Origin of the sequence: Paenibacillus sp. DRB1-1, from assembly GCF_052119485.1 — a bacterium.
Taxonomy (GTDB): Bacteria; Bacillota; Bacilli; order Paenibacillales; family Paenibacillaceae; genus Paenibacillus; species Paenibacillus polymyxa_B.
Genome location: NZ_JBODQH010000001.1, coordinates 5,293,741 through 5,305,965, shown reverse-complemented (window position 1 = coordinate 5,305,965; position 12,225 = coordinate 5,293,741). Strand labels below are relative to the sequence as shown.

The 12,225-nt window shown below is 45.1% G+C and carries 9 protein-coding genes; 2 read left to right on the top strand and 7 right to left on the bottom strand.

Going from position 1 to position 12,225, the window contains the following annotated elements; genetic code table 11:
- Positions 1-3 precede the first annotated feature (3 nt).
- The 5 genes from ACQW03_RS23880 to ACQW03_RS23860 form a co-directional block, all read right to left on the bottom strand.
- A complete protein-coding gene (locus ACQW03_RS23880) occupies positions 4-1,434 on the bottom strand; it encodes a sensor histidine kinase (protein ID WP_071641091.1) in 1,431 nt (476 codons plus the stop codon).
- Complete coding sequence (locus ACQW03_RS23875) at positions 1,431-2,129, bottom strand: response regulator transcription factor (RefSeq protein WP_007432526.1); 699 nt, start codon at positions 2,127-2,129, stop codon at positions 1,431-1,433. Before ACQW03_RS23875 ends, ACQW03_RS23880 begins: the two co-directional genes overlap by 4 nt.
- A 1-nt stretch (position 2,130) precedes the next feature.
- Positions 2,131-3,465 carry a hypothetical protein gene (locus ACQW03_RS23870; RefSeq protein ID WP_071641093.1) on the bottom strand — a complete coding sequence of 445 codons (1,335 nt, stop codon included), beginning with the start codon at positions 3,463-3,465 and terminating at the stop codon, positions 2,131-2,133.
- Complete coding sequence (locus ACQW03_RS23865) at positions 3,462-4,187, bottom strand: phosphonate ABC transporter ATP-binding protein (RefSeq protein WP_023988962.1); 726 nt, start codon at positions 4,185-4,187, stop codon at positions 3,462-3,464. Before ACQW03_RS23865 ends, ACQW03_RS23870 begins: the two co-directional genes overlap by 4 nt.
- 82 nt (positions 4,188-4,269) lie before the next feature.
- Complete coding sequence (locus tag ACQW03_RS23860) at positions 4,270-5,427, bottom strand: MFS transporter (RefSeq protein ID WP_076293610.1); 1,158 nt, start codon at positions 5,425-5,427, stop codon at positions 4,270-4,272.
- Positions 5,428-5,865: 438 nt separating this feature from the next.
- Between ACQW03_RS23860 and ACQW03_RS23855 the strand changes: the two genes are divergently transcribed.
- Both ACQW03_RS23855 and ACQW03_RS23850 read left to right on the top strand, forming a co-directional pair.
- Complete coding sequence (locus tag ACQW03_RS23855; protein WP_441952098.1) at positions 5,866-6,783, top strand: ArsR family transcriptional regulator; 918 nt, start codon at positions 5,866-5,868, stop codon at positions 6,781-6,783.
- A 66-nt stretch (positions 6,784-6,849) separates the two neighbouring features.
- On the top strand, positions 6,850-7,614 hold the full coding sequence (locus ACQW03_RS23850; protein ID WP_441952096.1) for an HAD family hydrolase: 765 nt from the start codon (positions 6,850-6,852) through the stop codon (positions 7,612-7,614).
- Between the two features lie 68 nt (positions 7,615-7,682).
- Here the strand turns inward: ACQW03_RS23850 and ACQW03_RS23845 are convergent, their stop codons facing one another.
- Positions 7,683-10,040: a DNA topoisomerase 3 gene (locus ACQW03_RS23845; RefSeq protein ID WP_441952094.1), complete on the bottom strand. Its 2,358-nt coding sequence runs from the start codon at positions 10,038-10,040 to the stop codon at positions 7,683-7,685.
- A gap of 527 nt (positions 10,041-10,567) precedes the next feature.
- Positions 10,568-12,055, bottom strand: a complete 1,488-nt coding sequence (locus ACQW03_RS23840) for a glutamate synthase subunit beta (protein ID WP_071641101.1) — start codon at positions 12,053-12,055, stop codon at positions 10,568-10,570.
- Positions 12,056-12,225 lie beyond the last annotated feature (170 nt).

The following is a 12,225-nucleotide window of genomic DNA, read 5'->3' as shown; positions in this document are numbered from 1 at the left end:
CTTTTAAATCAGCCCTTCAGTAAGTTGTGATGGTTCCACGGACTGCTCTGCTTGCAGAGCAGGTAATGAAACCGTAATGGTAGTTCCAGCTCCCAGTTCACTTCTGATGAGCATCTGACCATGATGGCGCTCGATAAACTGTTGCGAGATTGCCAATCCCAGTCCAGTACCACCGTTTTGGTGGTCTACCTGGAAAAAGCGATCTCTAACTCTGGCAAGATTTTCAGCACTAATTCCAATCCCTGTATCCTGTACGGATATCTCGATATTGCCATCAATCCGTTGTAGAGACAGGAAAATAATCGAGCTTTCATGCGAAAACTTGATAGCATTGTCCACAATGTTCAAAAACACCTGTTTCAGACGGTTACCGTCTCCATGGACGAGATATGCCGTTTCCTCCGAATCCAGTTGAAGCTTTATCTGCTTCATTTCTGCTTTGGCCCATACGTTCAGCATAATTTCCTGCAAAAGCTCCCGTAGATCCACCGTTCCCATCACAAGCTTCATGGCATTTTGCTCCAGCTTGGAAAAATCGAGGATTTCCTCCACCAAGCCAATCAGTCGATCCGTCTCTTTAGAAATAATCTTCATCCCGATTTTCGTCTCTTCCGGGTCATAACCGCCAGAATTTAACGTTTCACTCCAACCCTTAATAGATGTAAGCGGAGTACGCAATTCATGAGATATGGATGATATAAAATCATCCTTGATTTGATTTGTTCTGACAATTTCCTGTGCCATATAGTTCAGAGTCGAAGCCAGTTCACCCAACTCATAGCGATAATCGCCTTCAATGCGTGCATCAAACCTCCCCTGAGCCATCTGAGCAGATACATCGCGAATATTATTAATTGGTCTAACAATGGAATTCGCGAGCCCTGTACTGACCACAAATACAATAACCAGTACAGCTGCCATGATGCCAAGAGAAAACAGCGTAATCGTAAACAGCTTATCATTTACCAATTCCAGCGAAGTCGTATACCGAATAACATACACCTGGTCTCCGACGATATTGTCCAGTTTTTGAGATACCGCCATCACCTGCTGCCCCGTACTCGGTTGCTTTCCGATCCATTTGCCCGTATCTCCAGCTAATGCTTGTGTCACATCACTTGTTTGCACACTTAGATCTGCTGCAAAATTCGTCGAGTTATCAATTACATTTCCCTGTTCATCAAGCAACTGCAGTTCAGTGAAGGGCAGAGAAAATGTATTTAACAAATACGATTGCAAAGACTGTTCCGGCTCTTTGAATTTGGGTGCAAATTCACTTACCGATTCGATACGGCTTTCGATATGTTTGTAAATGGAATCGTAATAGTACGACCGGAGTGCAAACATAAAAATGACTTCTACTAACAGAAGCGCCAAGAACACTACGAAAAAATAGTGAAGCACAATCTGTCGGCGAATCCCCTTTTTGATCATTGAGACTGACCTTTCCATTTATATCCATGTCCCCACACTGTTTGTAAAAAAGCAGGCTCGGAAGGATTGTTTTCAATTTTCTGCCGCAGACGGCGGATATTCACATCTACAATTTTCGGATCGCCCATATATTCCTTGCCCCATACGTGATCAAGTAGAACATCTCGGCTGAGCGGCGTGTTTTCTTTTTCCAGAAAAAATTGAATCAGAGAAAACTCAGTCGGTGTCAGCTCGATCAGCTGCCCGTTCTTCTTAAATTGCTTAGCAATCAAATCTAACGTGAACGGTCCAGACTGGAAGGACACTTTGGCTGCTGTTTCACGATGTACATTCACCCGACGCAATAACGATTGAATACGTGCAATCAGCTCCGTCGGGCTAAAAGGCTTGCTCACATGATCATCGGCCCCTACAGACAAGGCATACACTTTATCCTGCTCCTGTACCTTCGCTGTGAGAAAAATAATACCGATGCGCTCATTCGTTTCCCGGATTCTTCGACAGACTTCAAAACCATCCATACCGGGTACCATTACGTCAAGCAGTGCAATATCAATATCCCGCACCGTGTTCAAAATATTTAGAGCCTCATGCCCTTCCGACGCCTCCAGCACCTCAAAACCGTTACGTTTCAAGTTAATGACAATAAAACTGCGAATGGATTCCTCGTCTTCCATGATTAAAACTTTACTCACTCTACTCTACCTGCCTTTCCCCCATCTTGTTTTTTATGGTTTTACGCGGTTCCAGCTCACTGGATCGCTTAATGCCAATGACCTGCGCATTCGTTCGCCACAGTTGGCTATACCCTTCGTTGTTTCGCTCCCATTGTGACAACGAGAAAAATTTAATTTCCGCTATCGTTTTGTCTGTATCATCCAAAATGAAGCGCAAATAGCTGTCCTTCTTCGAAACTTTCGGATCAATCGTCACCTTGCCATGCAGCTCTTTCGGTAATCTGAAGTAGACCTGTTCATTAGAATCACGATACTGCTGCTGTTTAAAAATCGTCCCTTTCGCCCCGTCCCACTGATAGAACGACACAAAATATGGAACTTCATCCAGCGGCTTGTTACTCCAACCTTTTGGCTTCTCCAAATTACCAAATTCCAGAATACCGTCACCATCCACATCACCACTGGCGATGGTCGCATCCTTGAAGGTGACATCCATAAGATTAAGCTTCCTGAGCTTGCCGTGATCCATCACAATGACATTGGAAACGGTAGTGGTCTGGGCAATTTTGGTGTCTATAACAATCCCCTGCCTACCCTCGGCTACCTTGCCAGCAACGACATTATAGACACCTAAGACCTGACTGTCCAAATCCAACGATCCGATTTCCTTAAAGGTTCCCCCACTGAATTGAAACGTTTTAACTGTAAAGAATTCATTACGTCGCAGCGTGATTATCGTCAAATCATTCAAATTATCCCCGTTCAAGTCCATCTTGTTATGGTTAAAATCATCTACGACGAAATCCGTATAACCTGTAGCATATATTTTCTCCAGAGTTCCTCCGGTATAGGAATACACGATGAGTCCCTTCTGATCTCCGCCATCGCCACTATCTCCGCTGGAAAAACCCGCTACAATATCGAGTGTTCCATCATTCGTTAAATCCACGAGCTTAAATGACTCCAGCACAGTGCCTTCCCCATCAAACGTCAGCTTCTTTACCCACGTTCCGCCCTGATCTTCAAACAAAGCACCATGTATTTTTACGCTCTCATCTGGCGTTTCATAAAAGAGCACTGCTTCGTCTGTGCCATCATTGTTCAGATCACCCGTCCGAATTGGCGTCGGGTCATCTGGGTCATTCGGCCTTAAAGGCTGTACCGCCCCTAGTTGCGTATTCACTGCACCGTTCAACTGCTGTTTCTCGTCAGACATCGTCGGTGTCTCCATCAGCGAAATGGGATCGCTAATAACATTACAGCCGCTTAAAAATCCAGCAAGGAGCAGCAAGGAACAGCAGCCAGTGACCATTCTCAACAGCATTATTTTCACTTCTCTTGCCGTCCCCTTCACAATTTGTTCTTTTCTGCTTGTGTCAATCGTCTTCCCTGAATATCAAACACCAATTCACCATCATTCAACCCCCATATACGGGAAGCAAAGCGTTCAGCCATTTCCAGTGGCAATACAGTAATGATCGTCACCCGCTCGTCAGAACACAGCTTGCGAAAGGTCTCCAATACATGCGCTGCCGAAGCTGGATCAAGTCCATTTACAGGCTCATCAGCTAAAATAACTTTAGCTCCGTGCACGAGAGCACGCGCAGTCGCTACCCGCTGCCGCTCGCCACCGCTGAGCTTGTCGCATTTATCATGCGCCTTGTCCAGCAAACCCAGATCCTCCAGTACGTCCATCGCTCCCATGTAATCGTCGGAACGCACCATACCGGTCACCATTCTCCACATTGGAGTTTGGCCAGATCTGCCAATGAGCACATTTTTAAGAGCGGTCCGATTCATATTTAGATGCGGGTTTTGCTCCAGGTATGCCCATTCCCGCTTTATTTTCATCTTGCCCGTCCACCCGGATTTCAGCACATCATTGCCACCTACAATTAAACTGCCTTCATCCCATGGCTCAAGTAAAGCAAGACAGCGAAGCAGCGTCGTTTTGCCGCTTCCACTCGGCCCTACTATGGCAATGAATTCGCCCTGATGAATTTCAGCATCAATTCCTCGAAGTAGCTGGGTCCGTTCAGGCCCCACTTGCTTGGTCAGCTTCCGAATTTTAATCATCTAAGTGATTCCCCTTTGCGTGCCATCAATACTGTTTATATTTTATAGTAAATGTGAAACAAATACCATGCAAACCGCAGTTTTAAACCGCCGGTACTCTTTTTCTGGAAAACAGACCTAACAATCCGAAAACAACGTAACTACCTCCAAGGACAAGAAACATGCTGCCTTGAGTTCCAAAGTCCAGCAATCCTCCGCTAATATTAGGTCCGATCACACTTCCCAGATTAAAATGAAAGGATGCCAGTACATTCGCGGCTGCTAAAAATGATTTGGGCAGCAGATCAGCAGCATAGGCCAAACCGAGGGAGAAAAAGGAGCCTACTAAACCACCTGCTAGAGTCAGCATTATCAAAGTGAACATAAAATGATTACCGCTCCATGGTAGAAACATAAAGGTCATTCCCCCTGCTATACCTACGCTCATTAGCACCTTTTTACGTCCCCAACGGTCACTCAATATCCCTAGCGGCAGCTGCAGCACTAACCCTCCCAAACTGACGAACGGCAGCAAGGCGGCGATTTCATCGGTATGAAAGCCAATACGTAGGCCATAGACTGGAAAGTTACTATTCAGGCTCGCTTCCATATAGCCGTATAAAAATGCAGGCAAAAGAGCGTACCATGCCCAGCTGTAACTGCGACGAAATCTTTGAGTGGGACGTGCCTCGGACTCCAGCTTCTCCGGTCTGGAGTCCGGCAGCTTAATTAACACCAACAGCAAAACAAGCAAGCACAATAAGGCCAACGCAGCGAATGGAACCAGCATTCCATAATCGAGTAGCCATAATCCCAATGGTCCTAAAGCAAACCCCAGACCGTATGACATACCATAAAAGGAAATGTTGCGGCCTCGCTTCTCTGCTGGAGTCACCAGCAATATCCATAGCTGCGCAGAGTAGTGCAGTGCACTGTCACCAATACCTACTAGCAGACGCAGTACGAACCATACCCGAATATCAGGGATTAGCGGGAACAGCAGCAGCGTAATGAGCACTAGCACAAGCCCTCCGGCCATCAGCTTTTTGAACCCCAACCAGCCCAATGTCCGTTCTGCCACCAACGTCATTGCGAATGAACCAATATACAGGGCAGCCGCATTCATTCCGTTTAGTGAAGATGAAACTCCCATTTGTTCCAACGAGATAGACAGAATAGGTAATAATAAACCTTGGCATAATCCGGCAACAATAATAACAGCAATTAAAATAAAATAGTGAACCCGTAACGACGACGACATCCTAGCTCCTCCTGATCGAACAAATAAAATAATTAAAATCAATGTTACGAAATGATTTGCATTTGATTCCATAATCAATAATAATTCTTATCACTATGTATTCCATGCCGTCCTGCAAAACCGGCAAATCACATACAAATTCAGGCGTAATTAGTGTATTAAAGAATAGAAGAAAAAAATTGCCATCTGAGATGACGATTTTACGGAAAGAGCTTGTCTGGTATGTATCCGACTCCTTCGGTTAAGGAGCCTCGTATGTTCAATCCGAACCCATTCACGTCACAACGCACTATTTCATATTATAGTGGACAATCCCTGGCAGAACAAGCCATAATAAATAAGTGAGCAATTATTAAAATGCTCATGTTTTGCTTATGGACGGGCTTAATTACGTTCACCGCTCTGGGCTAGAAGACAGAATAGGAGGCATTGGGTTCCATGAGTTATCAAATTAAAATAGACACTTCTCCAATTTATGAATTGCTCGGCAGCTTCATGGCCTATGTGACTAAAAAGTGGGTCCAAGATATGGACTTGGGCCATGAATGGATCGACAAGGTGGATGCACGACTACAACTTGAAGTTCGTACTGAGCTTGCTACAGCTCAGGATTGCCCTTTTAGCGATTATGACGCACTCTATGCCTGGGCGTTACTTCGACCGGAATCGGATGAAATATCTGATTATATCTCTTTTTTGGATCACGGTCCGGATAAAGATATGTTTGAGCTGCTCGTTCCGCATATCCCTTTTTTAACCTTTGAAGAATCTTTACGCATTCGTAAGGTATACGCACCACTCCTCAAATTGTGGGATCGTGATTATTTTCGGGCCTTGGAAGGCGAACTACGTGTGTTGGCAGAAGAAGACGCTGCGGAAAAGCGCATGCTACTGAGTAAAATGGAGCCGGAAGCACTGGTTGAGTATGCGACAGCTGGACTAGTCGTGCCACACATGGAAGACCTGGATACAGTAGTCCTATTTCCGGTTGTCCATAATCGCCCGATTAATTCATACTGTTTTTATACCCGCACATTGCTGATCCAGTATCCGGTTGATATCCCCGAGGAGAGCGAGGAAGAACCGCCTACGCTTCTGCTACGGCTCACTCGTGCGGTCAATGATCCGCAGCGGCTGCGAATTCTGCGTTATGTAGCTCAAGGTCCTAAGTCTCTCGAAGATATGCGCCATGATTTGAGCCGTTTGGAAGATACACTCATGTCTGATATGATGATTTTACGAGTGGCTGGTCTGCTCCGTATTCACATCGGACGTTATCATAAGGAAAAATTCAGCATCCGTCCCGATGGCGCGGCTGATTTACAGGTATTTTTGGAATCCTATATTGGATTGTAATTTGAATTGTACTTTTAGTTATAACCAAAGCAGCGTTAAAGCTTTGGCTGGGAAGGAGTATGCATCATGTCGTATCCGAAGCAGCACATTTTATTTGATCTTGATGACACCTTAGTCCACTGCAACAAGTATTTTGATCTTATCCTCAACCACTTTTTCGATTTGCTTCAGGAATGGTTTGTAACTCATAATCTAACGAAAAATACGATTCGTGAAAAACAAATCGAAATTGATGTGGCTGGAGTTCATCAAGTGGGCTTTGCCAGCGAGCATTTTCCACAATCTCTGATAGATACGTACCAATTTTTCTCGGAACAATTCGGACGCCGTCTCGATTTTCGGGAAGAGCAGGAGCTTCGCTCTCTTGGCCGAAGTGTGTACGAACAGGAAATCGAACCGTATCCAGGCATGGTTGAAACGTTGAACTCCCTCCAAAAAGCAGGGCATTCCCTTCATCTTTATACTGGCGGTGAGCAGATCATTCAAGAAAGAAAGATTGAACAAATGAAACTGGCTACCTACTTTGATGACCGCATCTACATTCGCCAGCATAAAAATGTCGAAGCACTAGAAGAAATCATCCAGAAGAATCGCTTGGACCGAAGCATCACCTGGATGATCGGGAATTCTCTGCGCACTGATGTATCTCCAGCCCTTGCCGCAGGTATTCATGCTGTATATCTCAAGCAGCCTAAGGAATGGATTTACAATATGGTTGAATTGCAAAAAAACGTGAACTCCGTGATGTATACGATACAGAAGCTAACGGAAGTACCACGGGTTATCCACGAAAGCATACAATTGCATCAACAAAAAAGGACCCTCGGATAGGGTCCCTTTTTTGTTTTTAAAATGTTATTCAACCTTTGATTCAGCCAAAATAGTGTCTAAATCCTGTCTCAGGATTCCTCTCGAACGCTAAGTTGTCCTGTACCTGGTTCATTCAGAACAATTCGCGCTTTGACGGTCGATCCATCTTTACGCTTAAAAGACAACAATTGCGTCTGTCCTTTCGTCAACAGAGATTTGAGCATCGTTTCGGTAATCTGCTTTCCAGCATATTCCTTCCAGACGACAAAGCCACAGCCCTGCTTGTAGTGGCTGCACCCATACCCTTTGCGGCCTTCTATAATGCTTCCGCTGCAATTAGAGCGTGGGCAGCTACCCAAAGCTTGCCTTTGGCTCACTGAAATGCCTGAGGCTCCATCGGAAGAGCTGCGTGCAGCGGAACCTGCTGTTCCCACAGCACGACTTGCTGGTGCTGCTGCCTGCTCCAGCGTTGCGCTTCCAGCGCTGCCACCGCGTCCTGATGTAGCAGGCCCTCCCCCTTTGGCGGCGGTGCCTCCACTCGCGCGTACATTACGTGCGCCTTCTTTTCCAGCTGCACGTTTCCCCTTTGCTTCCTCGCCAAAGGCATTTGCCGGAGCCGGTGGCTGCTGCCTCACCTTGTCAATGATGGACAACGTAAATCTTTTAACGTTATCCATAAACTTCTCTTGAGCCGCCTCTCCCTTGGAAATTTGGTGTAGACGACGTTCCCATTGACCAGTCATCTCTGGCGAGGCTAATAGATCAACCCCAGCATGACGGATCAGGTCAATAGCCATCTTTCCCTTTTCCGTAATAAGAATCTTTTTGCCCTTCATTTCAATATAGCCAACCTTTTTCAATCGTTCAATTGTGGCGGCCCGCGTCGCAGGTGTGCCTAAACCGGCGTCCTTCATGACCTCACGCAATTCCTCATTCTCCATCTGTTTGCCCGCGCTTTCCATCGCCTTAAGCAATGTACCCTCTGTGTAGCTTTTAGGGGGCTGAGTCGCCTTTTCTTTCATCTCAGCGCGAACACAATCAACGGGACGAACCGCATCAATCTCAAACTTCTTATCCGTCCACTCGTCCGTTTCCTCTTCATCCTCTTTTTTCGGTGATTTGCTCTTTTTACCTTTATCCTGATCAGCCTTACTCAAAACCACTTTCCATCCCAAGGAAAGAAGCTCTTTGATATTTGTTTTAAACAGATGCTTGTCCACCTGTGTCATTACGGTATGCATTTTGTATTCAGCAGGCGGAAAAAAATGTGACAAAAACCTGCGAATAACCAGGTCATATACATTTTGCTCCTCCTTGCTTAGCGTTCCCGGCCTTTTTAACGTCGGCAGAATAGCATGGTGATCCTCAACACGAGATGGATTGCAAACCGATTTATTCTGTTTATGGACCAAATTCGGGTTGGCTTGTTGGACCAGATCAGCATAAGGACCTGTCCCCAGCATCAGTAGCGCCTTGTGCATGCCGTCTATATTTTGCTCTGTCACATAGTTAGAATTGGTACGCGGATAGGAAATGACCTTGTGACGCTCATAAAGCGCTTGTGCCACATCCAGTGTTTTTTTGGCCGAATAACCATACTTGGCATTCGCCTCGCGTTGAAGCAGCGTTAAATCGTACAATTTAAAAGGATACTCTTTTGTCTGCTTGGTATCATATTTGGTGATTTTACCTGTTTTTCCGCGAACGGCCGCAGCGATCGCCTCAGCTTCCTCTGGCTTCGTCAACCGATCCCCCTGCCACGCACCTTTGTACTTGATCTGATCTTGCTTAAATTCAGCCCACACATCATAAAAGGTCTGAGACTGAAATGCCTCAATTTCCTTTTCTCGGTCATGAATCAGTGCCAGAACGGGAGTCTGCACCCTTCCTACCGACAGCAGTGTGTTATGTCGTGTTGTGAACGCTCTGGAAGCATTCATTCCGATCAGCCAGTCCGCTTCACTTCGTGCCCTCGCAGCTTGAGTGAGAAATTCAAACTCCGAAGCATCTCGCAATCGTTCAAAGCCTGTCGCAATACTTTCCGCTGTCAAATCTGAAATCCACAGTCGTTTAACTGGCTGATGCAACTTCAATTGCTGTTGAATCAACGCGAAAATATATTGCCCTTCCCGTCCAGCATCACAAGCATTTACGATGGCATTGCAGCGTTTAGCCAGTTCACCAATCATTTTCAGCTGATCTTTTGTTTTCGGATTCGGTACAATTTTGAACTGATCAGGGATAATGGGAAGATCCTTAATGTTCCATCGTTTGTACTTAGCATCGTATGCATCCGGCTCAGCCAAACCCAACAAATGTCCGATCGCCCAGGTTACAATGTATTTTTCACCTTCCAAATAGGTACGGTTATTTTTAGCCCGCGGCTCCATAACAGCAGCAATCGTCCGTCCCATATCTGGTTTCTCAGCAATAATCAACGTCTTCATTCATACTCCATTCCTTCCTGACGGCCTTCTGTTTCTCCTCCATGAATCATACATATACATGGAATGTTAATGAAAACACAGGTATCCCGGCCTCATGCAAAAGGAGCCTTCTCCCGACGAAAGCTCCTTTGTAAATTCATTTAGTCAAACGCTTCAACAATATACGTGTATTATACCATAGATACCACGCTTCTCTCAGGTCATGATTTTAAACAGTCAACTAAAGTTATGTATATGTTAATTTATATTACATAAGCATCGGATTTTAACTAATTTTCTTGTGAATTAATTCTTTTTTCTATAAAAAAGCTACACTAAACACCCTTTTTTATGTTATGATCAATATATATAAGAAATATATGGTGAGATAATTAAATTTAAGTTATATTATCTAACATAAATTTCACAATGTTTCACAGCTTAATAATCATTTATTCATTTTTCGCTTCTGACAGACTCAGCTTGAAATACAATAAAGCCCCATCCGAAGATGGAGCTTTGACTGAGCCGTTACATAAAATTTTTAATTATACCAAAACGGTAGCGCCCATGAGGTATTTATCAACCTCTCGTGCAGCTTCGCGACCTTCATTAATAGCCCACACGACAAGACTTTGTCCGCGACGCATATCGCCTGCTGCAAAAACCTTATCCACATTGGTAACATATTTTCCATAACGTGCTTTAACGTTGGAGCGACGATCCGTCTCCAAACCAATTTGTTCTACAATCGTTTGCTCAGGACCATCAAATCCAATGGCAATAAGAGCAATTTGTGCAGGGAATACGCGCTCCGTACCTGGAATCGGTTGATAGATTTTGCGGCCCGTTTCATCAACAATCCGTTGAATTTGAATGGTGTGTAGCTCTTTCAAATTACCGTTCTCATCACCTACAAATTTGGTCGTCATGATGGAGAACTCACGTGGATCTTCTCCGAACAGCGCCTTCGCTTCTTCCTGTGCATAATCGAGAGAATACACGTTTGGAAATTGTGGCCAAGGATTGGCAATCGGGTCACGCTCCATAGGCGCTTTGGTGTGAGTGCCAAATTGAGTGACACTCCGACAACCATGACGCAAAGAAGTAGCTACACAGTCCGAACCCGTATCACCACCACCGATTACAATAACGTCCTTACCTTGGGAGGACAAATAGTTGCCATCTTCCAGGTTGGAATCCAAGTAACTTTTGATGGTACCATTCAGATAGTCCATCGCATAATGAACACCCTTCAAATCGCTACCTTCAATGTTGAATTCTCTTGGCTTCGTAGAACCACCACATAGTACAACCGCATCATATTCAGCAATCAACTGATCGGTAGGGATATCTTTGCCGATCTCCGTATTTGTGATGAATTGGATACCTTCAGCCTCCAGCAAATCCACACGCCGCTGAACAACCTTCTTATCTAATTTCATAGACGGTATTCCATACATCAATAATCCACCCACACGATCAGCACGCTCATACACAGTCACGTTGTGCCCTGCTTTGTTAAGCTGAGCAGCTGCAGCCAAACCTGCTGGACCCGAACCAACAACAGCCACACGTTTGCCTGTACGCTTTTCTGGCGGATTAGGAACGACCCAACCTTCCTCAAAGCCTTTTTCGATAATAGCTTCCTCAATGGTTTTAATTGTAACCGACTGTCCGATCAGGCCGACTGTACACGAACCTTCACATGGCGCAGGACAGACACGGCCTGTGAATTCCGGGAAGTTATTCGTTTTGTGCAGCCGCTCTAGCGCTTCCTTCCACAAACCACGATATACGAGATTGTTCCATTCCGGAATGAGATTATGAACCGGGCAGCCTAAAGTTGCTCCCATGATATCCATCCCCGTATGACAATAAGGAGTTCCGCAGTCCATACAACGCGCCCCTTGGGTACGCAGCTCTTCTTCAGACATATGCTTATGGAATTCTTCCCAATCCTTTATACGCTCTGCCGGGTCCCGGTCTGTAGGAAGCTGTCGTGTGTATTCCATAAATCCAGTTGGTGTAGACATGTTACGTTCCCCCATCTCTTCGCTTATGAACCCCGATCATCCATTCAGAATTTAAGTCAAATTCGAATTTGTCTGTTTGTATTATGAAAGGGTCTGTTCTCGTTGAATTTGATTTATTGTATCACAATACAGCGTAAAAGTGATGAAAACTTATGCAACTTTCTGCATCA

Bases quoted from the DNA above. Each gene is read 5' to 3' on its own strand.
- ACQW03_RS23880 (WP_071641091.1), bottom strand. From the start codon at position 1,434: ATGATCAAAAAGGGGATTCGCCGACAGATTGTGCTTCACTATTTTTTC.
- ACQW03_RS23865 (WP_023988962.1), bottom strand. From the start codon at position 4,187: ATGATTAAAATTCGGAAGCTGACCAAGCAAGTGGGGCCTGAACGGACC.
- ACQW03_RS23860 (WP_076293610.1), bottom strand. From the start codon at position 5,427: ATGTCGTCGTCGTTACGGGTTCACTATTTTATTTTAATTGCTGTTATT.
- ACQW03_RS23855 (WP_441952098.1), top strand. From the start codon at position 5,866: ATGAGTTATCAAATTAAAATAGACACTTCTCCAATTTATGAATTGCTC.
- ACQW03_RS23850 (WP_441952096.1), top strand. From the start codon at position 6,850: ATGTCGTATCCGAAGCAGCACATTTTATTTGATCTTGATGACACCTTA.
- ACQW03_RS23845 (WP_441952094.1), bottom strand. From the start codon at position 10,040: ATGAAGACGTTGATTATTGCTGAGAAACCAGATATGGGACGGACGATT.
- ACQW03_RS23840 (WP_071641101.1), bottom strand. From the start codon at position 12,055: ATGTCTACACCAACTGGATTTATGGAATACACACGACAGCTTCCTACA.